Annotated in this window: 19 protein-coding genes; 13 read left to right on the top strand and 6 right to left on the bottom strand. The window is 48.8% G+C overall.

What is annotated here, in order from left to right; translation table 11 throughout:
• Positions 1-197: 197 nt before the first annotated feature.
• The 3 genes from KUA49_RS12400 to KUA49_RS12390 form a co-directional block, all read right to left on the bottom strand.
• Positions 198-1,586: a hypothetical protein gene (locus tag KUA49_RS12400; RefSeq protein ID WP_218411860.1), complete on the bottom strand. Its 1,389-nt coding sequence runs from the start codon at positions 1,584-1,586 to the stop codon at positions 198-200.
• Positions 1,587-1,934: 348 nt separating this feature from the next.
• Entirely contained in the window at positions 1,935-3,269 is a 1,335-nt protein-coding gene (locus tag KUA49_RS12395) for a DUF5689 domain-containing protein (RefSeq protein ID WP_218411859.1), read from the bottom strand.
• Positions 3,270-3,325: 56 nt separating this feature from the next.
• Complete coding sequence (locus tag KUA49_RS12390; protein WP_256624764.1) at positions 3,326-6,241, bottom strand: carboxypeptidase-like regulatory domain-containing protein; 2,916 nt, start codon at positions 6,239-6,241, stop codon at positions 3,326-3,328.
• 748 nt (positions 6,242-6,989) lie between these two features.
• Here KUA49_RS12390 and KUA49_RS12385 point away from each other — a divergent pair.
• From KUA49_RS12385 to udk, 3 genes are all read left to right on the top strand, one after another.
• Positions 6,990-8,063, top strand: coding sequence for an endonuclease/exonuclease/phosphatase family protein (locus KUA49_RS12385; protein WP_218411858.1), 1,074 nt, complete (start codon positions 6,990-6,992; stop codon positions 8,061-8,063).
• 151 nt (positions 8,064-8,214) lie between these two features.
• The gene (locus KUA49_RS12380) at positions 8,215-8,829 is read left to right on the top strand and encodes a uracil-DNA glycosylase family protein (protein WP_218411857.1); all 615 of its coding nucleotides are present in this window, start codon (positions 8,215-8,217) and stop codon (positions 8,827-8,829) included.
• A 325-nt stretch (positions 8,830-9,154) separates the two neighbouring features.
• The gene (gene udk, locus KUA49_RS12375; protein ID WP_218411856.1) at positions 9,155-9,781 is read left to right on the top strand and encodes a uridine kinase; all 627 of its coding nucleotides are present in this window, start codon (positions 9,155-9,157) and stop codon (positions 9,779-9,781) included.
• A 344-nt stretch (positions 9,782-10,125) separates the two neighbouring features.
• Here udk and KUA49_RS12370 read toward each other — a convergent pair whose 3' ends face one another.
• A complete protein-coding gene (locus tag KUA49_RS12370; RefSeq protein WP_218411855.1) occupies positions 10,126-10,782 on the bottom strand; it encodes a DUF308 domain-containing protein in 657 nt (218 codons plus the stop codon).
• 211 nt (positions 10,783-10,993) lie between these two features.
• Between KUA49_RS12370 and KUA49_RS12365 the strand changes: the two genes are divergently transcribed.
• Positions 10,994-11,557, top strand: coding sequence for a histidine phosphatase family protein (locus KUA49_RS12365; RefSeq protein ID WP_218411854.1), 564 nt, complete (start codon positions 10,994-10,996; stop codon positions 11,555-11,557).
• A gap of 57 nt (positions 11,558-11,614) precedes the next feature.
• Positions 11,615-12,370, top strand: a complete 756-nt coding sequence (locus tag KUA49_RS12360; protein WP_218411853.1) for an SDR family NAD(P)-dependent oxidoreductase — start codon at positions 11,615-11,617, stop codon at positions 12,368-12,370.
• A 65-nt stretch (positions 12,371-12,435) separates the two neighbouring features.
• On the opposite strand, the gene KUA49_RS12355 is transcribed toward KUA49_RS12360, so the two are convergent.
• The gene (locus KUA49_RS12355; protein ID WP_218411852.1) at positions 12,436-14,100 is read right to left on the bottom strand and encodes a DUF6377 domain-containing protein; all 1,665 of its coding nucleotides are present in this window, start codon (positions 14,098-14,100) and stop codon (positions 12,436-12,438) included.
• A gap of 737 nt (positions 14,101-14,837) precedes the next feature.
• Between KUA49_RS12355 and rfbD the strand changes: the two genes are divergently transcribed.
• The 8 genes from rfbD (at position 14,838) to KUA49_RS12315 (ending at position 24,950) form a co-directional block, all read left to right on the top strand.
• Positions 14,838-15,710 carry a dTDP-4-dehydrorhamnose reductase gene (rfbD, locus tag KUA49_RS12350; RefSeq protein ID WP_203049013.1) on the top strand — a complete coding sequence of 291 codons (873 nt, stop codon included), beginning with the start codon at positions 14,838-14,840 and terminating at the stop codon, positions 15,708-15,710.
• Between the two features lie 33 nt (positions 15,711-15,743).
• Positions 15,744-16,877, top strand: a complete 1,134-nt coding sequence (locus KUA49_RS12345) for a dTDP-glucose 4,6-dehydratase (RefSeq protein WP_203040289.1) — start codon at positions 15,744-15,746, stop codon at positions 16,875-16,877.
• A 279-nt stretch (positions 16,878-17,156) separates the two neighbouring features.
• Positions 17,157-18,089, top strand: coding sequence for a PCMD domain-containing protein (locus tag KUA49_RS12340; RefSeq protein WP_412178610.1), 933 nt, complete (start codon positions 17,157-17,159; stop codon positions 18,087-18,089).
• 46 nt (positions 18,090-18,135) lie between these two features.
• Entirely contained in the window at positions 18,136-19,245 is a 1,110-nt protein-coding gene (locus KUA49_RS12335) for a BamA/TamA family outer membrane protein (RefSeq protein WP_256624762.1), read from the top strand.
• A 45-nt stretch (positions 19,246-19,290) separates the two neighbouring features.
• Positions 19,291-21,063 carry a phosphoethanolamine transferase gene (locus tag KUA49_RS12330; RefSeq protein ID WP_218411849.1) on the top strand — a complete coding sequence of 591 codons (1,773 nt, stop codon included), beginning with the start codon at positions 19,291-19,293 and terminating at the stop codon, positions 21,061-21,063.
• 150 nt (positions 21,064-21,213) lie between these two features.
• Positions 21,214-22,743 carry a carbon-nitrogen hydrolase family protein gene (locus tag KUA49_RS12325; RefSeq protein ID WP_218411848.1) on the top strand — a complete coding sequence of 510 codons (1,530 nt, stop codon included), beginning with the start codon at positions 21,214-21,216 and terminating at the stop codon, positions 22,741-22,743.
• Between the two features lie 84 nt (positions 22,744-22,827).
• A complete protein-coding gene (locus KUA49_RS12320; RefSeq protein WP_218411847.1) occupies positions 22,828-23,904 on the top strand; it encodes an o-succinylbenzoate synthase in 1,077 nt (358 codons plus the stop codon).
• On the top strand, positions 23,901-24,950 hold the full coding sequence (locus KUA49_RS12315; protein ID WP_218411846.1) for an AMP-binding protein: 1,050 nt from the start codon (positions 23,901-23,903) through the stop codon (positions 24,948-24,950). Before KUA49_RS12320 ends, KUA49_RS12315 begins: the two co-directional genes overlap by 4 nt.
• On the opposite strand, the gene aroB is transcribed toward KUA49_RS12315, so the two are convergent.
• Positions 24,937-25,983: a 3-dehydroquinate synthase gene (gene aroB, locus KUA49_RS12310; protein ID WP_218411845.1), complete on the bottom strand. Its 1,047-nt coding sequence runs from the start codon at positions 25,981-25,983 to the stop codon at positions 24,937-24,939. The two genes, KUA49_RS12315 and aroB, sit on opposite strands and share 14 nt — an antisense overlap.
• Between the last annotated feature and the right edge of the window lie 192 nt (positions 25,984-26,175).

Below are 26,175 nucleotides of genomic sequence, written 5' to 3'. Positions count from 1 at the left end.
ATGGAACCTGCGGACAACCAATAGTAGGGAGAAAGCGTCCCCAAAGGGGGCGAACAACACCTAGTCTTGCTCCTGTTCGCCCCCTTCGGGGACGGTAGAGGGTGTATGTCTGCCATCCGCAGGTTCCATTCCCTTCGGTCATTCCACCAGCGGTTATTCACATTCGCCCCCTTCGGGGACGGTAGAGGAGAAATATCTTACTCCGCATAAACAATCTTGATAGTCTTCACGCGAAGCTGAACACCGCCGCCTGTTGCCTCTGTAAAGAGGTTGGTGTAGGTGGCTGTGGTGCCTGAAAACTCGATGGTGGCTGTGGCATTGCCCACGTAGTTGATGCCGTTGTAGCTGTCGCAAGTCATCACAATCTGCTTAATCTTCTTGATGCCCTTGAAGATGAGCTTGTTGTTGGCATATACGCGAACGCCCTTGGTGTTGGTGTAGAACTTAGGACCATTCTCCTGACCGTTGGCATCGAAGGTAACGGTGGAACCATCTGAGAACTTCACGGTTTCTACGGCTGCCTGGTTGGCCAAACCTGCTGCGTTGAGATTCAGCTCTACGCTGGCACCTGCGGTTGTGGCTGCCGCATTGCTCAGTGTAACGGTGGTGCCATCGATGGTCAAGCCCTCGCCTGTGGCTGGAGTATCTGGCTTGGATGGGGTATCTGGAGTCTCGGAGCCGCCTTCGCCGCTGGTCTTGCCGTTCACGGAGATGAGCTTACCGCCCTGGTTGGTCTCTGGAGTGTTGCCCATGTAGTTGATGAGCTTGGCGCAAACCACAATCTCATCGCCTTCCTTCAGCGTCATATCGCCCTCCTTCCACTTCTCGCCACCGAAGTAGTAGATGCGGAAGATATAGAACTGGGTGCTGTTGGCATCATCGGCAATATAGAATGATCCGTTGCCGAAGGATGCAGAGAACTGCTCCTTGATGCTCTGTACCTTACCCTTGATGTAGAACTCCTTGTCTGAAACTGCGCCCGATGCCAGGGCTGCGGTGTACTTCTGCGCTGCCACACTGTTGAATGGGTTGGCTGCGGAACCATCGCCCTTTGCCGTGCCAGTGACATCACCACTGCCTGAGCCACCGGCTGTCTTGCCGTTCAGGGAAACCAGATAGGTTTTGTTGGCTACGGTCTCTGGGGTGTTGCCCATGTAGTTCATCACCTTGGCGCAAACTACCACCTCGTCGCCTTCTTTCAGCTCAGGGTCGCTGGCTGTCCACTTCTTGTTGCCCAGATAGAGGGAACGGAAGATGTAGAACTTCTCGCTGGTCTCGTCATCGGCGATGTAGAACGATCCGTTGCCGAAGCTGGTAGAGAACTGCTCCTTGATGCTCACTACCTTGCCCTTGATATAGACCTCCTTGTCAGACTCCACGCCTGCCTCCAGGGTCTTGCAATAGTTGATAGCTGCAATGCTGTTGAATGGGTCGGCAGCAGTACCTGTACCCTTTGGCTCGCCCTGAGTGGTGCCACCGGCTTCTGGCTTGGTAGGCAGGGTGTAAGGTTCTGGCACATCCTCGCAGCTGCTGAATGTGAAGGCAGCCATTGCCGCCATCAAAACTGAAAATATATACTTTTTCATATTGTTGTCTTTTTTATTGATGTTACTATATATAATAATGTATATTCAAGTTTCACAAGTAACCTCCGGTCCCCGAAGGGGGCCAACTTTCAATAACCGCTGGTGGAATGACCGAAGGTCATGGAACCTGCGGACAAACTAATAGTAGGGAGAAAGCGTCCCCAAAGGGGGCGAACCACATCCAGTCTTGCTCCTGTTCGCCCCCTTCGGGGACGATAAGAGAGTATCTGTGACTATCCGCAGGTTCCATTCCCTTCGGTCATTCCACCCGCGGTTATTCACATTCGCCCCCTTCGGGGACGGTAGAATGCTACTTGCGAAACTTCAGATGTATAGAAGTGATTTCTGTTAATCTATCACGAAGTTCTTGACTTCCCATGTTGGGGCCGCTGATGTGGAACTGCTATAGAGGAAACCGATGTATATGGTCTTGCCACAATACTTGGTTAAATCTGCAGTAGAGGTAACGAAATCCCAACCATTCTTTGTTGGATAACCCGCAACTTTCAAATCAGTCCATGTCTTTCCGTCAGTAGAAACCTGAACCTTGCATTCCTTGGTCATGTCGGAAGAGAAATTGATGGCCTGGTCGAACTTGAGTGTAGCACTCTTGACAGATGACAGGTTGATGGCAGGTGACTTGAGTCGTGACTGGAGTTCAACATTGGCTCCGTTCACATAGCCTGATGCCTTCATGCCGTATGCAGCCGAAGCCCATTTCCATGCATAGCTTACGCCTTCGGCCAGTTTGATGTTTTCTGTGGTGAATTCACCCTGGCTTTCATCGAAAGCCTCCTTGAAGATGGAGAGCACAGAAGGAGAGAGATCGTCGGTGTTGCGGATGATGATCTGCCATACATTATTATATCTTGTAAAGATACCCGTGATGTCATAGGCTCCGTCTGGCAGGATGGCATTGGCAAAGCGGGCATAGCCCGATGTTCTCACTACCACGGTGTTGCTGCTGATCCACTGGCCGGTAACGGCATCCTTCAGGCTCTGGTTGGTGGTCTCATCGTTGGCTGCCCATACGTTTTTGCCGTTGGCGCTGTTGAACTTCACTTTCCTGATGGTCATCAGTTTGCCTGCATTCTCTTCCAGATAGTTGGCATCGGCAGCCTTGCTCAGGTCGAACTCTTCTGCCTCTACGTTGCTGGCATCTGCTTCATCAAGAAGCTTGAAGTGCTTCTGCCAGGTTGGTCGATCCATCTTTCCCACGGATGTGGTTCCCTTCTTCAGGTTGGTGTAGATGCCGCCTATCTGTGCCTGCTTGCCGTAGCCGCCGATGTAGAGGCCGTTGAGGTCGATGAGAATCTCCTGACCCACTGGCAGATAGCCGTAGAGTCCGCCGCCGTTGATATCTACGAGGATAGCACCCGTGGCATCCTGCAGCGCCACCTGCTGGTAGAGGTTGCCGCTGATATCGTTGCCCGTGATGTAACCCTTGATCATCATCGGCTTGTCGATGAGCTTGTATCCGCCGCCGGTGATGGTGGTCTTGTAGTCGCTCTTGAGCTGTGCAATGGTAACCACGTTCTTCTCTCTGAGCAGGTTGTTGCCGTAAGGAGGAGCAGGGATGGTCTCTACCATCTCCGGGTCGGCATAACTGTCGCCCATGCATGATGCCAGCATCATTCCCGCCATCGCCATCATGGCCATTGCTATGAATTTTATCTTTTTCATTGTCGTGTCGTTTTAGAATCTATTTTATGTCATTCTAGAATCGATGATACATCGTTTTAGAATCGGTAGCCAATCTGGAACATGCCGTTGGTGCCGAATGCGTAATACTTCTTTGGATTCTTTGAGAACTGATAAACGCGTACGTTGTTCACCTCGCCGCCTGTGGTGAGGGTGTAGCCCGAACGTGAGTTCTGCTCATATCCGCCCGTTACCAGCTTCTGGTTGTTCAGCAGGTTGGTAATCATCAGGTTGAAGTTGAGCGAACCCTTCTTCAATCGGATGCTCTTGCCGATGCTCATGTCAACCATCCATCCTCCGTGACCCTTCGCCTGTGCCACAGCCTCAGGCAGCCAGCTGTTTCCATCTTCTGTAACCACAGATGGGAAGATCTCCGGATACTTCTGGTGGGCACTCTGGCGGTTCTTGAGCACCTTCTCGTAGCGATAGCTTGGAGAATAGGAGAGGTAGATGCGGTCGTAGTAGTTGGCATTCAGATTCACGAACCATCCGTTGGTATGGAGGTCGAGACCGATGCTTCCCACGGTGAGCGGCGTACCGCTCTCGCGCATATCTATCACGTATGCCTTGTCGGTATATACCTCGGCACTCTTCGAGAGCATGTAGTTGGCAGTAACGTTGTTGATGTTCTTTGCCTCGCTGATGGTGCCCAGGGTCTTGAAGTCGAGCCATGAAGTGAGCTTGAACTTCAAGCCAGCCTCCAGACCGTAGTATTCCTTCTTCAATCCCGTCATGCTCACGTAGGTGAACGAGTTCTCATCGTCGTTGTAGAAGTTCTGCCACTCGGTTACATTCTCCATTCGGCTGTAGTAACCGCTCAGGTTGGCATGCATCCATGCGTTCTGATACTGGTAGCTTACCTCTGAGCTGAAGATGCGCTCGTTCTTGAGGTTGGTAACGAAATCGTTGTTGATTTCAGGCGCGATGAAGGCGGTGCTTGCCATAGGCGCACGCCACTCGTAGCCGGCTCCGATGCGGAAGGCATGACCGCGGCCTGCATCATAGTTCACGCTCAGCTTGCCGCCTCCGTCGAGGAAGTGGGCTGTGCCGCTGTTGCCATAGCTGTTGTCGGCAGCCATACCGTTGCGCATGTATCCCTTGCGCTTCATGCCGGTGTAGCCGATGCGGCCGCTCACCATGGCCTCGAAGCGTGAAATCTGGGTCTTGTAGGTGCTCCAGGCGCCTGCCTTCTGCACGTCGATGCGGTAGTCGTAGCCGAACTTGTCGCCCTCGTACACCAGTTTGCCGGTGTTGTTAGGTCCGGCGGTGTTCAGGTCGTACTGCACGCGTGGGTCGGAGATGGAGTATTCGCCGATGGCATAGGAGTTGATGTTGTGGAAGATTTTTCCTCCCAGCATATCCTCCATGGTCTGGTAATGGCGGTTCTGGTTTACGCCGAGCATGAAGCCCGAAGCCAGGCTCGACTTGTTGTTGAGCTTGGTGTTGAGGGTAGAGGAGAGCACGAGGTTGAGGTTGTCGTTGTGCTTGGCCTGCAAGTAGTACATGGTCTCCTGTCCGTTCTTGGCAGCCTGCTGGTTGGAGTAGTAGAGGCGGTCCCAGTCTATCTGGCGGTTCTGCTTGCTAGCCTGCCAGTAGTTCACGGCGTTGTTCCAGCTATCCCAGTTGTAGATGTTGTTTCCGTTCTGGAAGTCGCCCCATACGTAGTAGTTGGCAGATGGCATGTTCTTCCAGTAGTCTGGCTGCGGATTCTCGGCGTTGTTGTAGTTGAGCTTGGTGCTCTTGTACATGGAGTATTTTCCGAAGAGGGATGTGGTGAGCTTCATGCCTTCGTTGATATCCCAGTCCCATGTGGCGATGGCAGAAGGGGCGAAGTCGTTCACTACTCTCGAGTTACGCTTGTGTCCGTTCTGGTATCCCCAGTATGGGTTGTAGTAGTAGTCGTTGGCAAGCCAGTAGGCCTCGTCGGTAGAAGCGCCCTGGGTGCTTCGCTCGGTAGGGTTGCCCCAGGTGGAGAGGCTCAGCGAGTGGCCGTTCATCCACTTCTTCTGCACGCCGAAGAAATAGGAGAGGGCGTTGTAGTAGGTGCCCTCCACGTATCCGCGGTTGGCCCAGCGGTAGGTGAGTCCGGCTGTGACGGCCCATCCCTTGGCGTTGAATCCGCTGGAGTAGGTGTAGAGTCCGCGCAGGGTGTAGTTGCGGTTGGCAGCAGCCACGCTGGCATACTGTCCTTCCTGCATGCTTCCGGCACGGAAATCATAGTTGTTGGAACCCGCCATTCCGGTCATGGAATAGCCGTTGGCCTCGAACGGCAGCGCGAAATCCACGTTGCGTGAGAATCGGTTCAATCCTCCGATGTTGGAGAATCTGAACTGTCCGGTCTCCATATCGTTCATTGCCGCACCATTGATATACACATCGTTATATTTCTGGTTGAAGGCACGATAGCGGAATCTTACAGGCGAGAAGAGGTAACCTGCATCCTTGGCATATACGTTGGATGAAGAGTTGAGGATGGTGACATTGGATGACATGTCATCGTCCTCGCCCAACTGTGCTTCAGAGAAGGTGAAAGCATTCTCGTCGAGGGAGCCAGCCATCAGACTGTTGTCGAAGCTGCGGTCATTCTGGAGTTTGACCTGCATCTTGTTCTTTGCCTTGACCGTTGCGGATATGAATCCGATATAACTGATTCTGAGATTTGTTCCAGGCTTTACATCGATGATGAAATTGCCTTCCATATCGGTAACTGTGCTCTGAGTGGCTCCGTTGCCGACTGCCTGGATGTTGGCTCCGATGATAGGAGTGCCATCCTTGTCGACCACTACGCCCTTGATGCTCTTGTTCTGCTGCACGCTGAGCATGTCGGCATGAGCGGCCTTGGCTCCGTTATCTGGAGCGGCTGTCATCGCCTGCGCTGCCATGGCCTGCATGGAATTGAGGGCCAGAGCGCTGGAGCAGAGTGCGAACGTCGCTAATTTTATTTTCTTTTGCATAGTCTGTATAAGTTAATAATAAAATGTACAAGTGCAAAGTAACACATTTTTTTTGAATATAGAAAGACATTTTAGTTAAAAATTTGCTAAAAATGATTTTTTCTCCATTTTTGCAGCGTTTTTTGCGATATTTATGCTATCTTTGCGGTCTAGATTGAATCTAGATTGAATTAAATATTCAAGTTTTGCAAGTAATCTCCGGTCCCCGAAGGGGGCCAACTTTCAATAACCGCTGGTGGAATGACCGAAGGGAATGGAACCTGCGGACAACAAACAGGCGGGAGAAAGCGTCCCCGAAGGGGGCGAATCACATCCAGTCTTGCTCCTGTTCGCCCCCTTCGGGGACGGTAGAGAGTATGTCTGTTATCCGCAGGTTCCATGACCTTCGGTCATTCCACCCGCGGTTATTCACATTCGCCCCCTTCGGGGACGGTAGAATGCTACTTGCGAAACTTCAGTTCAAGTTTTGCAAGTAATCTCCGGTCCCCGAAGGGGGCCAACTTTCAATAACCGCTGGTGGAATGACCGAAGGGAATGGAACCTGCGGACAACAAACAGGCGGGAGAAAGCGTCCCCGAAGGGGGCGAACCACATCCAGTCTTGCTCCTGTTCGCCCCCTTCGGGGACGGTAGAAAGTTACATGCGAAACTTCTGTTAAATACGAGTAATATTGAACGAGATAGAATCAATAATAACGAGATAGAATCAATAATAACGAGAAAGAATCAATAATAAAGAATCAAAAGTTATGAGAAGACAAGTATGGTTTTTGGCTGCCCTGCTGATGATTATTGGCTTGGGTGCTTCCGCTCAGAAGAAAAAGACGGCTGCAGCCGGAGGGAAACAGTTTCAGGTGTATGCAGTGGGTTTTTATAATCAGGAGAATCTTTTCGATACTTGCCACGATGCGGGTAAGAACGACTATGAGTATCTGCCTGCCAAGGGCTGGAACGGAATGAAATATACGAGTAAGCTGAAGAACATGTCGCGTGCCCTGGCTGATATGGGTACGGATGTGCTCCCTAACGTGGGCTGTGCCTTCATCGGTCTTGCCGAGGTGGAGAATGCCAATGTGCTGAAGGATCTTACGGCTCAGCCTCCGCTGAAGGCGCGCAACATGCAGTTCTGCCACATCGAGGGTCCGGATAAGCGCGGCATCGACTGTGCGCTGCTCTATAACCCTGCACTCTTCAGGGTGAAGAACGTGAAGCTGGTGCCTTACGTGCAGGAACTGGCGAAGGATTCTGCCTTCAAGACCCGCGGTTTCCTGACGGTGCGTGGCGAAATGGCGGGCGAAGATGTGGCTGTGATTGTGTGCCACTGGCCAAGCCGTTTCTCGGTTTCGTTCTATCGTGAGAGCGGTGCGCGCCAGACCAAGGTGGTGAAGGACAGTCTGCTCAGAGTGAATCCGGACATGAAGGTTTTCGTGATGGGTGATATGAACGATGACCCTACGGATAAGAGTATGCATGAGGTGCTCCGTGCGAAGCCTGAGATTTCGCAGGTGGGCGAGGGCGACATGTATAATCCTTGGTATAATATTCTGGCTAAGGAGGGCAAGGGTACCTTGTTCTATAATGGCAGCTGGAACCTCTTCGACCAGATTGTGATGACTCCTAACCTGCTGAACAAGGATGCGAAGAAGAAGGATTACTCTAGCCTGAAGTTCTGGAAGAACCACGTGTTCCGCAGAGACTACCTCATCCAGCAGGAGGGCCAGTATAAGGGTTCGCCTCTGAGAACCAAGGCTGGTGGCAGATGGCTCAATGGCTACAGCGACCACCTGCCAGTGGTATTGTATCTGGTGAAGGAAAAGAAATGATTTAGTTAATAGTTAAGAGTTAATAATTAATAGTTGATAGTTGATAGTTTATAGTTTATAGGACTTTGTTAAGTTCTAAAATTTATAGCTAAGCTAATCATAAAGTTCAAAGTGTAAAGTTCAAAGTTCAAAGTTGAAAGTTCAAAGTGTAATGGTTGAGATTCATCCTTTTGAGCCTTGGTTGCCGGGCAATGCCAAGTTGCTGATGCTCGGCACGTTTCCACCTTCGGAGAAGCGATGGTGCATGCCTTGGTATTATCCTAACTTTCAGAATGATATGTGGCGAATCTTCGGCATCATCTACTTCGCGGATAAGCTGCACTTCGTGGATGTGGAGAACAAGACGTATCGCCTGGATGCCATCAAGGAGTTCCTGAAGGAGAAGGGCGTGGCGATATACGATACTGCCCAGCAGGTGATCCGTACCAAGAACACGGCATCGGATAAGGACCTGCAGGTGGTTGAACCTTCTGATTTGGATGGCATGCTGAGGCAGCTGCCCGAATGCAGGGCGGTGCTGACAGCCGGTCAGCTAGCCACCAAGATCTTTTCAGAACATTTCGGGATTAAGGAAAAGCCGGAAATGGGAGGATTCGTGGAGTTTGAGTTTGAAGACCATGAAGGAGCATCTGCTGGTTCTTCTTCGGGTTCATCTTCCCGCAAGCTTCGTCTCTATCGCATGCCATCGAGTTCGAGGGCGTATCCGATGGCGGTGGAGAAGAAGGCTGAGTTCTATCGCAAGATGTTTGAGGATATCTTGTTATAGTAAAATATATCTTATAGAAGTTTCGCAAGTAGCATTCTACCGTCCCCGAAGGGGGCGAATGTGAATAACCGCGGGTGGAATGCCCGAAGGGAATGGAACCTGCGGATAGTTACAGATACTCTCTTATCGTCCCCGAAGGGGGCGAACAGGAGCAAGGCTGGATGTGGTTCGCCCCCTTTGGGGACGCTTTCTCCCTACTATTGGTTGTCCGCAGGTTCCATGACCTTTGGTCATTCCACCAGCGGTTATTGAAAGTTGGCCCCCTTCGGGGACCGGAGGTTACTTGCGAAACTTGAATATCTTATAGAAAAATAGAATAGAATAAATGGAAAATCTAGATAAAGTAACTGTAATTGGTATTGCCGGCGGAACGGGTTCTGGCAAGACCACGGTGGTGAAGCGACTGGTAGAGGCTTTACCGCCTCATTTCGTGGCTGTGGTGCCATTGGATTCCTATTACAATGATACCTCGGAGATGACCGAGGAGGAGCGTCATCAGATCAACTTCGATCATCCTGATGCTTTCGACTGGAAACTGCTGCACGAGCAGTTGGCGGATCTGAGAGCGGGCCGTGCCATCGAGCAGCCTACCTATAGCTACATCAAATGCAACCGTGAGAAGGAAACGGTGCATGTGGATCCGAAGCCCGTGGTTATCATCGAGGGTATCATGACGCTGGTAGACAAACGATTGCGCGACCTGATGGATCTGAAGGTTTTCGTGGATACGGATGCCGATGAGCGCCTGATCCGCAATATCCAGCGTGATACCATCGACCGTGGAAGAACGGTTTCGATGGTGGTAGACCGCTATCTCAAGGTGCTCAAGCCTATGCACGAGCAGTTTATCGAACCAACCAAGCGCTATGCCGACATCATCATCCCGCAAGGCGGCGAGAATGCCACCGGCATCGGTATTCTATGTAAATATGTGGAGGGCTTGGTGGATTAATCGTAGATTAGCATCTGTCGTTAGGCGTCTCGGCGGATTTGCAATCATAAGAGGTTGAAAGATTCCGTTAGGCGTCTCGGTGTTGACTTTCTCTCCATCCGTCCCCGAAGGGGGCGAATGTGAATAACCGCAGGTGGAATGACCGAAGGGAATGGAACCTGCGGATAAAATCGCTACTCAACAAACGTCCCCGAAGGGGGCGAACAGCATCCAATCTGATTCCTGTTCGCCCCCTTCGGGGACGCTTACTTTTTTCTATGCCACTATCCGCAGGTTCCATTCCCTTCGGTCATTCCACCAGCGGTTATTGAGAGTTCGCCCCCTTTGGGGACGGCAGTAGTCTTTTATTTCTCTTCAATGAATGTGGCATCCTCGAAAACCTTATCAGAAGAAGAGGCGGATGTCTTGATTTCCTGCATCTTCTTCCATTTTCTCCGGTTGTTGGAAACCTTGAAGGCATTCATGGCTTCTACCACTCCATATACCAGCATCGCCCATCCTATGACCAGGAGTGGGGCAGAGGCGATGGAGCTAGGACGGAAGAGGGCAAGGAGACCGAGCAGGAGGAGTGCTGTAGGCATCAGCCAATACACGATTCCCACTCTTCCCATCTTGGCAGCTGCCACCAGATTCGCCATCTGACTGAGCGCTCCCATAATCAGCAATGCCGAAAGGATGAACATCAGCCAGGAGATAAACACGTTTGGCATCAGCGCCAGGATCAGTCCCAGAATCAGCGAACCCATTCCCACCAGCGGGAAGTTGGGACGCATGCCCACGATGTGGTTACCCTGGGCATCATATAGATACTGTCCCTTCATCTTCTCGGAATTTCGCTTGGCACTCAGGTAGGTGAGCAGCGAGATGACACCCGAGAGGAAAAACAGTATGCCGATGGCTATGGTAATCCAGGTTACGGTCTGCTCGCGGTATTGAATGAGCAGTCCGCCCACGATGATAGCGCAAACGGCGCGGAATAATGAACTATGTATCACTTTCATTTTTTGTTAATATTTTATTCGTTTGCAATCTTGTTTTCTTCCTTTTGTCATATCCGTCATCTTATATCTCGTTTCAGGATATATTTCCTACTGCAAAAATACAAAAGAAATTTCATATAACCCGTGTTTTCTACACCTTTTATATCTTATTTAACGCAATTTATTCCTTATTCTCAATAAATATCAGTAATTTTGTAAGCAAAAACAAAATATGACAACATTGTATCTGGTGCGTCACGGAGAGACCGTTGACAATGCCGCACAAATTATGCAGGGACAAACGCCTGGAAGACTGAATGAAAGGGGTATTGAGCAGGCTGAGGAAGTAGCCCGGAAGATGGCAAACGACCACATCGATGTCTTCGTTTCGAGCGACCTTTACCGCAGCATGCAGACCTGTGCCATCATCGCCCGTCCTCATCTGGAATGTGAACCTGCAGGCTCTCGCCATGTTTTGTCTGAAGACGAAATTCTTCAGCATATCGTGACGACTCCTCTGATTCGTGAGCGTGACTGGGGAGATTTTACGGGGAAATTCATCCCTTCTCTTCCCAAGGACCCGAAGGATTGGCCTGATAACATCGAGGGATTGGAAAAGATGAAGTCGAGAGCCCAGAACTTCCTTACCTGGCTCAAGGTGGCGTATCCCGACAAGACGATTCTTGCCGTGGGCCACGGCATCATCAACAAGGCGATTCAGAGTGTTTACTACAAGCGCCCGATGAACCAGATAGAAAAAATGGCGAATGCTGAAGTGAGAGTTCTGATACTTTAAGATGGAAGAACCCTTTAAAAACAAAGACTAATCATAAAGTTCAAAGTAACAAAATACATGAATAAAATTGCTCTTATTACTGGCGCAACCAGCGGAATAGGCGAGGCTTGCGCACGTCGCTTTGCTCAAGGCGGCTACAATCTGATTCTTACGGGTAGAAACACCGGTAAGTTGGAAATCTTGAAGAAACAGTTGGAAGGTACTGGCATCCAGGTGCTGGCACTTGCCTTCGATGTGCGCAACCGTGATGCTGCCAAGAAGGCGGTGGATTACATCCCGCTGGATTGGCGAAAGATTGATGTGCTCATCAACAATGCCGGATTGGCTCGTGGTCTGGAACCTGAGTATGAGGGAGATTTTGATGATTGGGATCAGATGATTGATACCAATATCAAGGGCCTGCTCACCATGACCCGTCTCATTGTGCCGGGGATGGTGAGAAGAAACCATGGTCATGTCATCAACATTGGTAGTGTGGCTGGCGATGCTGCCTATGCGGGTGGCAACGTGTATTGTGCTACCAAGGCGGCTGTGAAGGCTATCACCGATGGACTGCGTATTGACGTGGCTCACACCAAGGTGCGTGTTACCAACGTGAAGCCGGGATTGGTGGAGACCAACTTCTCTAACGTCCGTTTCCATGGCGATGCCCGCCGTGCCGACAATGTGTATCGTGGCATCGAACCATTGAATGGTGATGATGTGGCAGACGTAGCCTTCTATGCTGCCAGTGCCCCAGAGCATGTGCAGATAGCCGAAGTTCTGGTTTTGGCTACGCATCAGGCCAACGGAACCGTGATACACAGAGACTAGTTTATAGTTGATAGTTGATAGTTTATAGGCAATCTTGCTATAAACTATCAACTATCAACTTTTAACTATGCAATAATGTGGCAGAGGCGATTGACATCCGATTCGAACGTATCGCGGTTGATCGCCTTTGCTCTCATGCCCGATTTGTAGTTGTAGATGGTCTGGGTGGAGTAATGCAGCAGGGTGGCTATTTCCTGACTGTCGGTTACGCCCAGTCGCATCAAGGCATAGATGCGGATTTCCGTGGTCAGCGTGTGGGTAGTTGGCACCTCCAGCTGGCTTTCTGGCAGCAGGAGCTTGTTCAACTCCGTAACAAAACCTGGATACAGTTCCATGAACGCCTTGTCGAAACGGTTGTAGAACATCTGTGTCTCTTCCTCTTCCAACTTGTGGGTGTTGAGACTCTTCAGCAGGTCGGCAGCCTGGTTTGCCTTGATTTTTCGGCTTACCAGTTTGCGATAATCAGCGAGCTTACTGATGTATGCAGCGCTGATGTCCATAAAGAGGCGCAAGTATGTTTCGCGCTTGATGTTGGTTTCTATGAGCTGCTGGTTCAGTTCGGTGAGCTGATTGTTCATCTCTGAAAGCTGGCCGTTCATCTCTATCTGTTTCTTGTTCTGCTCTTCAATCTTCTGCTTGTTTTTCTTCAGTTTGTTCTTCTGCCTGTTGTTCACGAAGGCAAGGATGATGATGATGATCAGTGCTGCGCTTACTGCGATGAAGCCCGTAAGGATGCGGGCACGTGAACGCTCGGCAGCCTGCTGGTTGGCAGCTGCGATGACTGGCAGGATGTTTGAAATCTCCATCATGCGCAGTCGGTTGTTGAAGAACTGGGCATCTTCCATGGTGTGCTGGATGTATTTAGCCGCTCTCTTGCTGTTGTTTTCATCCTTTTTAAAGAGGAAGTAGGCAAGTTTCTGCAGGGCTACCGTTTCCTTGAGCTGGCATAGGCCGTCGCTCACGGATGCTTCCACGAGATATTCCTCGTATAGATCGAAGTTGCCTGTAAGCTTGTAATATCTGGCGACAGCGTATGCCGACATGGCATGGATGCGTGATTTGGCTGGAGACATTTTCAGTGCCTTCTGGTAATGGTTGAGTCCTTCCTTACTGGTAGGATTGTCGAGATAGATGTATTCGCCCATGAGATAATGATAGTACGCACTATGTTTGTCCTCTTCGTTAAAATTCAGAATCAGGAGGTTCATGTAATGCTTCTTCTGGCTGCGGAATTCCTCGGCGTAATTAGATCCCTTGGCGTAGGATTCCAAGTAATTATACAACCAGGCATACGTGAAGTAGTAGTACAGCTTCTGCTTGTGGGGCATCTCGTCGGGGTTGAGCGATTCGAGCTTGTTTTTGGCCATGCCATAGAATCCCCTAACCGAGAGTATGGACGCTTGGTTGATCTGGTTGAGTGTTATATAATAGGTGTCGTTGACCTTCTGGGCCAACTCCAGTCCACGCTGCATGTAGGCGTAAGCCGAGTCGTAGCGGTAGGCACTGTAGGCATGGTATATGCTGTCAAGGAAAAGCAGTCGGGTCTTGCTGTCTTCTGCCTCAATGGCTTGCAGTTTCAGCTGTTTCAGCTCTTTTTCCTTGATATCTTGATAATACTGGTCGTTATCAATCATGTAATCTATACGCTCCAGAAGCTTCTTCTCATCGGTTTTGCCTTGGGTGAGCAGTGGCATCATAAGCATAAGAAGTAAAAATAACAATTGCTTCATCTTTTATTAGTAATTTGTTAATGATAAAATTGTCTCCAAATGGGACAAAATAGTCTCAAAAGGGTGACAAAATAGTCTATTTGTCGATTTTGTGGTGCAAAGATACAAATTTCTTTTCATATAATATCATTTACTTTGATAAAAATAGTTAAGATTTAACCTGTATTGATTATCAGGTGGTTATGGAGTTTTTGCTTTTTAAAAGTTTACTAAGTTCCTACTAGGGTATACAACTTTGAGAAATTATGCCTACTTTTGCATCGGAATTCAAAAAAGCAGTATAATTAAGACAAAGGTTTTATTACCACTTCAAGTCTTCTTAAAAGTTAGTTTTAAAGGTATAAAATATTCCTTTTGTTGATTTAGTATGTTGATTTAAATAAGGACAGTATTAGTTTTTTAGGGAAAAGGATTGATTGAATAGGAAGCCTGCTTGATTGAATCAGTATTGCTTTCAAAAAAGCAGAAATGCTTTTCTATTATGTTTAGGAAAGACCCATCATTTTCTTGTGAAAGAAGGTGATGGGCTTTTTTATGCCCTAAACTTTCATATCTATGCTCTATACTTTCAAAGCCTAATCTTTAATTTTTGTTACTATCTCCCTCTTTATCCTCACTTTGTTCACCGAAAACTTGCGTATATCAGATTTATTACGTACCTTTGCCACATATTTATATATATGGCTTTATATATATGGCAGGAATTAGGTAATAAGTTGAATAAAAAATATAATTCAATGAATATATTAGTAACAGGCGCTAATGGTCAGCTCGGCCATGAAATGCAGATTTGCGCCAAAAACAGCAATCACAAGTTTGTCTTCACCGATGTGGCTGAAGGCTATGAGAAATTGGACATCACTAACCTCGACGCTATCCGCGAAAAGGTGAAGGAAAATGATATCCAGGTTATCGTTAACTGCGCTGCCTATACCAACGTGGATAAGGCAGAGAGCGACTTCGACCTCGCTAACCTGCTCAACAATACGGCGGCAGGCAACCTGGCGCAAGCGATGAAGGAAGTCGATGGAACCCTGATTCATGTGAGCACAGACTATGTGTTCCAGGGCGACAAGAACATCCCTTGCAAGGAAGACTGGGAAACCAACCCCCTCGGTGTATACGGCAAGACCAAGCTCGCAGGAGAAAAGAGCATCGAGGCTACAGGCTGCAAGCACATCATCATCCGCACAGCATGGCTCTACTCGCAGTGGGGTAAGAACTTCGTGAAGACGATGCAGAGCCTCACGGCTAGTCACGACACCCTGAAGGTGGTATTCGACCAGGTGGGTACTCCTACTTACGCTGGCGACCTGGCTGCCGTCATCTCTCACATCATCGAGACCAACCAGCTCGACAAGACCGGTATCTACCACTTTTCTAACGAGGGTGTATGTTCCTGGTTCGACTTTGCTAAGATTATCTGCGAACTCAGCGGCAATACCTGCGATATCCAGCCTTGCTACAGCGAGGAGTTCCCAAGCCCAGTGAAGCGTCCTCACTTCTCTGTGCTCGACAAGAGTAAGCTGAAGCAGACCTTCGGTTTCAAGGTGCCATACTGGACTGACAGTTTGAAGAAGTGCATCGCCGAATTGGCGGAAGCAAAATAATTATTAATTATTAATTGTAAATTATTAATTGAAATGAAGAATATCATTATCACGGGCGGTGCTGGTTTCATCGGCTCACACGTAGTAAGACTTTTCGTGAACAAATATCCTGAGTATCACATCATCAACCTCGATAAGTTGACATACGCAGGCAACCTGGCTAACCTCAAGGACATTGAGGACAAGCCTAACTATACTTTCGTTAAGGGCGACATCTGCGATTTCGACCTGATGTTGAAGCTGATGCAGGACTACAAGGTGGATGGCATCATCCATCTCGCTGCCGAGAGCCACGTAGATAGAAGTATCAAGGATCCATTCACTTTCGCTCATACCAACGTGATGGGTACCCTGTCTCTGCTCCAGGCGGCAAAGATCTACTGGGAGAGTCTTCCTGAGGGTTACGAGGGCAAGCGTTTCTACCACATCTCTACTGATGAGGTTTACGGTGCATTGCAGATGACTCACCCTGAGGGCGTTCCTGCTCCTTTCACTACCAAGGCATCCAGCGGTAAGAACCACGAGGCTTACGGCGAGGAGTTCTTCGTAGAGACTACCAAGTACAATCCTCACTCTCCATACTCAGCATCCAAGGCAAGCTCAGACCACTTCGTTCGTGCTTTCCACGATACATACGGTATGCCAACCATCGTAACCAACTGCTCTAACAACTACGGTCCATACCAGTTCCCAGAGAAGTTGATTCCGCTGTTCATCAACAACATCCGTCATCGCAAGCCATTGCCTGTTTACGGTAAGGGTGAGAACGTGCGCGACTGGTTGTATGTAGTGGATCATGCCCGTGCCATCGATATGATTTTCCACAAGGGTAAGATTGCCGAGACTTACAACATCGGCGGTTTCAACGAGTGGAAGAACATCGATATTATCAAGGTAGTCATCAAGACAGTAGACCGTCTGCTCGGCAGAAAGGAAGGCGAGGATATGGATCTCATCACTTATGTAACCGACCGAAAGGGTCACGATATGCGTTACGCCATTGACTCTAGAAAGTTGCAGAAGGAATTGGGTTGGGAGCCATCTCTCCAGTTTGAGGAGGGTATCGAGGAAACCGTAAAATGGTATCTCGAGAACCAGGAATGGATGGACAACGTAACCTCTGGTGATTACCAGAAGTACTACGACAACATGTATTCTAACCGATAGTAGTACATCCTATCATATAGAAGCCCTGCATTTGTTAGCGCAAATGCAGGGCTTTTTTGCTTTTCATCGATTAAAAACCTATAAATCTATTATAAATTCTTAATATTTTCATGTTTGTTTCAAGGAAAACTCAAAAGTAGAAAATATTTTTTTATCTTTGCAGTTTCAAGTTAGATAATGATAAGGAATATCCTAGAATAGTAACAAGAATATCCTAGAATGAATTAAGGAATAATAAAAGGTATTGAGATGAAGAAGCATAATGTATTCGGCATAGCAATGGCGGTTGCCGCCTTGTCGTGCCTCCCTATAAAGGGACAGGAAAAGGTGGTTCCATTGAAATATGGAAACATGGACCACTGGGTAGTAAGAAATATCAAGGAATCGGCTATCATCGGCGGTAATCAGAAAACCATCTATGCCGTGGGACCGAATATGACCCTCAACGGAAATACGCCTTATACCAACAAGGGCGGTTCGCCATGGGGATCATCCAATGTGCTGGCACATGTATCAGGCATCTATAAAACCAACAACTCGGTGTATCGCGACAAACACGAGGGGGGATATTGTGCCAAACTGGTTACCCATATAGAAAAGGTGAAGGTGCTCGGACTCATCAACATCAAGGTGCTGGCTGCCGGCTCCCTCTTTCTGGGCGATGTGCGCGAACCGATTACCAGTACCAAGGATGGTCCGAAGGCTATCAACTGGGGCATCCCGTTTACGGCACGTCCTAAGGCTGTGAGATTCGACTACAAGACCTACATGCCGAATGTGGCTCATCGCATCAAGCAGACCGGATTCAGCAGTGCATCCACCGTGGCGGGTCGCGACTATGCCATCGCCGTGCTCTATCTGCAAAAGCGTCATGAGGATGCCCAGGGCAACATCACGGCCAAGCGTGTGGGAACGATGGTGGTGAAGTATGGCAAGAGTACCAATGGATGGGTGGAGAATGCCACCTATACCATTCATTATGGTGACATCCGCCACATGGCCGGTTACGATGCAGCCACGATGGGTCTCCGTTCTACCGATTACGCCCGCAACAGCAAGGGAAAGCGTGTGCCTGTGAAGGAAGTGGGATGGGCGAGTGCTGGCGATACGCCGAGCCATCTCATCCTGCAGTTCTCTTCTTCGCATGGCGGAGCCTATATCGGTACGCCGGGCAATACCCTGTGGATTGATAATGTGGCAATGGTGTATTAATCATTTAAATATTGACTTTATGAAGCATATCCTGACAATACTTGTTATGATGTTGGCATTGGGCAGCTATGCCTCGGAGCCGGATTCAACTCTTCAAACCAGGAAATCGTGGATGACGCGCTTTCTGGATTACTTCAATGATGCCAATAAGAACAAGAAGCATAAGCGTTTTGACTTCAGTGTGATAGGTGGTCCGCACTATGCATCCGATACCAAGTTTGGCTTGGGCATGGTGGCGGCGGGTCTCTATCGTACAGATGTGAATGACAGCATTCTTCCTCCTTCCAATGTATCGCTCTTTGGCGATGTGAGCACGGTGGGGTTCTATATGTTGGGTGTTAGGGGTAACCACCTCGCACCCCAGGGGCGCTATCGCATAGACTATCACCTTTATTTCTATTCATTCCCTTCTGATTTCTGGGGAATGGGTTTTGAGATGGGCGATAACGACGACAACAAGAGCGATATGAAACGATGGCAGGCTCAGGTGGAGGCAAGCTTCCTCATCAAGGTGGCTGATAACTTCTATGTAGGACCGATGGCGGCTTATGATTATGTAATCGGAAAGCAGATAGAACGTCCGGAACTGTTGCAGGGCATGGATAAGCATACCTGGAATGTGGGAGCGGGTGTATCGCTGGTTTATGATAATCGAGATAACCTGACCAATCCACATCGGGGCATCTATCTGAATATCAAGCAGATGTTCCGGCCTAAGTTCATGGGCAATGACTATGCCTTCAGCAGTACGAAATTCCGCTTTGATGCTTATCAGCGGCTGGGTAAGGGAACGATACTTGCTGAGGATTTCGGAGCCAATTTTAATTTCGGAAATCCTTCGTGGGGCATGATGGCGGAGTTGGGCGGAACCAGTTCGATGCGTGGCTACTACGAGGGGCGCTATCGTGACAAGCATTCACTGGAGGCTACGGTGGAGCTGCGCCAGCATGTGTGGAAGCGCAACGGCATTGTGGTTTGGGCAGGAGCCGGCACCGTTTTTCCTAAGTTCTCTGCCATGAGAAGCCGGCAGATTCTGCCGAATGCCGGTGTGGGCTATCGCTGGGAATTCAAGAAGGATGTGAATGTAAGATTGGATTATGGTTTTGGAAAGTCGGGACAATCCGGTTTCCTCTTCAATATCAACGAAGCATTTTGATGAGGCTTTTTCATGATATGCTCTATATATAATAAGGTGTAGGCTATGAATAATTCTATATGTAAAACGATATGTAATACTATATATAATAAGGTGTCTTCGGGAGCCTTTCTTTATGGTTATGCGGTGGTGGCGCTGCTGCTGCCTAATATAGCCCTGTGCTTTACCGAAAGATTATCTTTCTGGGCTTGTGGTGTCAACGTGCTGCTGCCTTTGGCACTGTATATGTGGTTCTTTTCCGTCGCCAAATGTCCGGGAAAGATGGTATGGTGGGCGTTCATCTTCATCTTTTTCGCAGCCTTCCAGCTGGTGCTGCTCTATCTCTTCGGTACGGGAGTGATAGCGGTGGATATGTTTCTGAATCTCGTAACCACCAATGCGGGTGAAGCGATGGAACTCCTGGATAATCTGGCTCCTGCCGTGGTGGGTGTCTTCGTCATCTATCTGCCACTGCTGGTTCTGGGCATTATCCATATCAGGAAGAAACATCAGATATCGGCTGCATTTCAGCATCACGTTCGAAAATGGGTGATGGAGGTGGGAGGTATCGGCCTCTTCTGTCTGCTGGCATGCTATGTGGCGGTGGATGATTACTGCATGCGCAACCAGCTCTATCCTGTCAACGTCTGTTACAATCTCTATCTGGCTTTCGAGCGCAATGCGGCATCGGAAAATTACAGGGAGGCAAGCAGGGACTTCAAGTTTGATGCCAGGAGCGAGCACGATGCTGAGGCTCCAGAGGTGTATGTGATGGTGGTGGGTGAGACGGCGAGAGCCCATAACTTCAGTCTCTATGGCTATCCGCGGGATACCAACCCGTTGCTTTCGAAGACACCGGGTATCATCGCCTTTCCTGATGCCATGACGCAGAGTAACACCACCCACAAGAGTGTACCGATGCTCCTTTCGGCAGCATCGGCAGAGGATTTTGAGCGGCTCTTTCATGAGAAAGGCATCCTGGCGGCATTCAAGGAAGCCGGATTCCATACCGTGTTTATCAGTAACCAACAGCCCAACCATTCGTTTATCGATTTTCTGGGAGAACAGGCTGATGAGCATTATTTCCTGAAGACAGAGGATGCTTCACAAGGCAACCATTATGATGAGGATCTGTTGCAGAAACTGGATGAGATATTGCCATTGGCTGATGCTTCCTCGTCTTCCCATTACCGCTATCGCAAGCTCTTCGTGGTGCTTCATACCTATGGTTCGCACTTCAATTATCAGGAGCGCTATCCTAGGAGTTTTGCTTACTTCAAGCCCGATAGCAGGAGTGAAGCGAAGCCGGAGAATCGACAGGATTTGTTGAATGCCTACGATAATACCATCCGATATACCGATTATATTCTGCATGGTATCGTAGAACGTCTGCAGAAATGGGAGAAGCTTCAAACTAAGGCTCTAGCTAAGACTCAGGCAAAGCTTCAGGCAAAGACGGATGGGGCAACCTGCCAGCCTACATCGGCAATGCTCTATACCAGCGACCATGGCGAGAATGTCTTTGATGACGACCGTCGCCTCTTCCTGCATGCTGCCCCGAAGGCATCTGATTACGAACTGCATGTGCCTTTCATCATCTGGACCTCCGAAGGTTTCGGAAAGCAATATCCAGGCGCATGGAAGGCATTGGAAGAAAATCGCACGAAACAGGTGCAGACGAGTCTTTCTGCTTTCCATACCATGCTGGGTATCGGCGGCATCCGAACTCCTTATCGCCTGGATGAATACTCGGTGGCAAGCGGGAAGTATCATCCTGCCAGGTTGCTTTATCTGGATGATCATGATGAGGCGATTCCGCAGGAGGATGCCAAGTTTTAGTATTTAAATGACAATGAAAAGGCTTTCCTGATGTAAAATTCATGAAAAGAGTTTTCGTAAATATCAATTATTTGCGAAAACTCTTTGTCGTATCTATAATTTGCTGTATCTTTGCACCCGGATTTAGATAATAATAAAAATACAGTTGTTATGGAACCAACTCGAAAAATAGAAAAGGTGGGTATGCGCAACCTCCGCATGGAGGATTACGACCAGCTCGCCAAGTCGTTTAAGCGTATTTACGCTGACTCAGATGTATTCTGGACAAAAGAACAGATTAAGAAACTCATTACTATCTTCCCTGAGGGACAGGTGGTTATCATCGTGGATGATAAGATTGTGGGCTGTGCCCTCTCTATCATCGTTAACTATGATATGGTGAAAGGCGACCATACCTATGCTCAGGTTACGGGTAATGAAACCTTCAATACCCACAATCCTCATGGAAATATCCTTTACGGCATTGAGGTGTTTATCCACCCAGACTATCGTGGCTTGCGATTGGCGCGCCGTATGTATGAGTATCGCAAGGAACTCTGCGAGAAGCTCAACCTGAAGGCTATCATGTTTGGAGGTCGTATTCCAAACTATCATAAGTATGCCGACAAGATGCGCCCTAAGGAGTATATCGAGCACGTAAGAAACCGTGAAATCTATGATCCGGTTCTTACCTTCCAGCTCTCTAACGATTTCCACGTGCGTCGCGTCATCCGCAACTATCTTCCTAGTGATGAGGAGAGCGAACACTGCGCCACCCTGCTGCAGTGGGATAACATCTACTATCAGCCACCTACGGATTCTTATGTAGATAGAAAACCAACCGTGAGAATCGGTCTGGTACAGTGGCAGATGCGTCCATACGCTTCGGTGGACGACCTCTTTGAGCAGGTGGAGTTCTTCGTGGATTCCGTGAGCGATTACAAGAGCGATTTCATCCTCTTCCCAGAGTATTTCAATGCGCCATTGATGGCGAGATTCAACGATTTGGGTGAGGCACAGAGCATCCGCATGATGGCTCAATATACCGATGAGATTCGTGACCGATTCCGAGAGTTGGCCATCAGTTACAACATCAACATCATCACGGGTAGTATGCCTTATCTCAAGGATGACTCCCTCTATAACGTGGGCTTCCTGTGCCGTAGAGATGGTAGCGTGGATATGTATGAGAAGATTCACGTAACGCCAGATGAGCAGAAGTGCTGGGGATTGAGCGGCGGTAGCCATATCCAGACTTTCGACACCGATTGCGGTAAGATTGGTATCGTGATCTGCTATGACGTGGAGTTCCCTGAGTTGTCAAGATTAATGGCAGAGGATGGCATGCAGATTCTCTTCGTTCCGTTCATGACCGATACGCAGAATGCTTACTCCCGAGTAAGAGTCTGTGCCCAGGCGCGTGCCATCGAGAATGAGTGCTATGTAGCCATTGCGGGTAGTGTGGGCAACTTGCCTCGTGTTCACAACATGGATATCCAGTATGCCCAGAGTGCCGTATTCACTCCTTGCGACTTCGCCTTCCCTAACGACGGCAAGCGTTCGGAGGCAACACCGAATACCGAGATGATTCTCGTTTCGGATGTTGATTTGAACCTTCTGAACGAGCTTCATACCTATGGTGCTGTAAGAAATCTTCGCGATCGCCGCAAGGATCTTTATGACTTGAAGCAGAAGAAGTAAGTTAAGTGAAGAGCACTTTCTTTTAGTGAAGAGTGAAGAACGAAGAGTGAAGAATTCAATTGTATTGATATATAGATATAAATAATGTATAAGATAGACATCTCGGAGCGCACGCTCCACTTCAAGCAGCCGGCAGGCACGTCTCGTGGCGTATATACCACGAGACACAGTTATTATCTCACCCTTACATCGGATGAATTGCCGGGAGTAGAGGGAGTGGGTGAGTGTGCTACGCTCCCAGATCTCAGTTGCGATGCCAAACCGGAATATGCTGTCACCCTTCGGCAGGTGTGCCAGATGGTGGAGCAGATGGGACGCATTCCATACGATATGATTCGTGCTTACCCTAGCATCACCTTCGGTTTGGAAACAGCCTTCGCTTCGTTCTTCGATGCAGCGAAGAAGCAGAACTTAAGTGTCTCTGTTCCAGCAGGAATGGAGAACCTGACAGATCTTTTCGACTCTCCTTTCGGTAGGGGAGAAGAGGGCATCACCATCAACGGACTGGTGTGGATGGGTACTTACGAGGAAATGCTGGCACGGCTGGAGGAGAAACTCCAGGCGGGTTTCCATTGCGTGAAACTGAAGATTGGTGCCATCGATTTCTTCAAGGAACTTGACCTCGTCAAGCGCATTCGTGATGTCTATACCCAGGAGCAGGTGGAGTTGCGAGTGGATGCCAATGGCGGTTTTCTGCCAGAGAATGCCATGAGCCAGTTGGAGGCTTTGGCCAAGTATGATATCCATTCCATCGAGCAGCCTATCAAGCAGCATCAGTGGCCTAAGATGGCTCAGCTCTGTATGGAAACTCCGCTCCCTATCGCCCTGGATGAGGAGTTGATTGGGGTGAATGTGAGAAGCATGAAAGAGGCTCTGCTCGATACCATTCGTCCACAATATATCATCTTGAAGCCTTCGCTTCATGGGGGTATCTATGGTTGCAACGAGTGGATTCAGTTGGCCAGCCAGCGAGGCATCGGCAGTTGGATTACCTCTGCATTGGAGAGCAACATCGGTCTTCATGCCATTGCTCATTATGCTGCCAAGGTATATGGTCCGAATGTCGAGATTCCGCAGGGTTTGGGCACCGGTCAGCTCTTTACGGATAACATCCCGATGCCATTGGAAATCCGTGGTGATAAATTATTTGTTGTAAAATGACTTTAGAAGATTTCCTTTCTGAATGGAATAACGATAGCGACACGGTGCTGGTGCATACCAGTGGCTCCACGGGAAAGCCCAAGCCGATGATGGTGGAGAAGAAGCGAATGCTCAACTCCGCCCGCATTACTTGTGATTTCCTGGGTTTGAAGCCGGGTGATAGTGCTCTGCTCTGTATGTCGCTTGATTATATCGCAGGTAAGATGGTGGTGGTGCGCAGTATCGAGCGCCATCTCCATCTTATTTCTGTTTCTCCCAGTGGTCATCCGCTGAAGGATATCAATTTGAAAGATGCAAATGGAAAAGATGTAAACGGGGAAATTACTTTTGCTGCCATGGTTCCGATGCAGGTGTATAACACCCTGCAGGTTCCTGAGGAGCGGGAGCGACTTACTCATGTACGCCATCTGATTATCGGAGGTGGAGCCATCGATGCATCTTTAGAAAAAGAACTCCGTTCGCTTCCTGGCAATATTGCCATCTGGAGCACTTACGGCATGACCGAAACCTTATCTCATATCGCCTTGCGAAGAATCAATGGCGATGAGGCTAGCGAATGGTATCAGCCTTTCGATAGCGTGAAAATCAGTCAGACTGATGAAGGTTGTCTCGTCATCGATGCTCCTCTGGTTTGTGCCGAAACCCTGGTAACGAATGATATTGTGGAAATAGAACCCTATATATATAATAAGGTGGAAAAACATGATAAGGAGGAAAAACATGATAAGGTGGAAAAACTTCGTTTCCGAATCAAGGGCAGAAAGGATAATGTAATCTGCAGCGGTGGTATCAAGATTCAGATAGAAGAAGTGGAGGCTCTCTTGAAGCCTCATCTTGAAAAGCCTTTCATGATAGCCAAGAAGAAAGATGAGAAGTTTGGAGAAATCGCCGTTCTCCTGACAGAGGATGAGGATCTCAAAAAAGTAGAGGCGACTATCCGCCGCCTCTTATCAGATCATAAATATTGGATTCCAAGGGAATTCCGATATGTAGAGCATCTTCCGCTTACCGAAACCGGAAAGCCGAAGCGATCTATCCTTCTCTGAAGAAATCGAGTGCTTCCTTGATTTCCTCAGCGGTAGCCGTCTGGTTGATGCGGATATCTCCGATGCCTCCCATCATGGTGAAGTTGATGATGCCATTCTGGTTCTTCTTGTCGTGATGCATCAGCTCAATCAGCTCGTCGTAGTCATCGCAGGTGATGTTCAGCGTACCGTAGTTCTCCTTGATGAAGTTCACGGTCTGGCGCATCTTCTCTGTAGGGAATCCCGTTTTGATGACACTGAGGTAAAGTTCTGGAATCAAACCGAATGCCACGGCGTAGCCATGGAGGATAGGCTTGCGCTTCAAAGCCCAACTCTCGAAGGCATGACCGAAGGTGTGACCTAGGTTCAGTGCCTTGCGGATGCCCTTCTCATGAGGGTCCTGCTCCACGATGCGCTCCTTCACCTTCACGCTGTCGCCCACCATACGCTGCAACTGCTTCAGGTCGGGGTTGGCAAGGTCGAAGCTCACCAGTTCTTCCCACATCGCCTCGGTAGAAATCAAACCGTGCTTCAGCATCTCGGCATAGCCCGAACAGATGTTCTCGGCATCCAGGGTCTTCAGGAACTCGGTGTCGAGAATCACGAACTTGGAGTCGTTGAAAACGCCCACTTCGTTCTTCAGTCCGCCGAAGTTGATACCGGTCTTTCCGCCCACCGAAGCATCCACCATGGCAAGCAGGGTGGTTGGGATATTGATGAAGTTGATGCCACGCTTAAAGGTGCTGGCAGCGAAACCTCCCAGGTCGGTCACCATGCCGCCTCCCAGGTTGATCATGCAAGAGTGACGAGAAGCGCCACCCTCCTGCAATCCTTTCCAAACCATCATGAGGCTCTCGATGTCCTTGTGACTGTCGGTTGCCGGAATCGTAATCACCTGTGCTTCCTTCATGCAGTAGAATTTCTTCAGCAGCGGGAGGCACTCTTTCTGGGTAGTGGTATCAGTAAGAACAAACAGCTTGTCGTGCTCACATTCGGCAAGGGCGCTCACCAGTTCGCCTTCTAGATGGGTTGATATGATAACTCTCTGATTCATAACATATAAACATTTTAAAGGTCATTATTTATGAGCCATCTTTGGCTGGCTCATCTGAAATTATGTTGCAAAGGTACGTTAAATAAGAGACAAAACAAAATAAAAAAGCAATTTTTTAACGATAAAAGTTTAAACCTTGTTATATTTCGTGCGTCAAAATAGGCAGTTATAAACTACATAGAATAAATAATA

The sequence above is a fragment of the Segatella copri genome (assembly GCF_019249655.2).
GTDB lineage: Bacteria > Bacteroidota > Bacteroidia > Bacteroidales > Bacteroidaceae > Prevotella.
The sequence above is the reverse complement of the archived record's forward strand: the minus strand, read 5'-3'. Positions and strand labels throughout refer to the sequence as shown.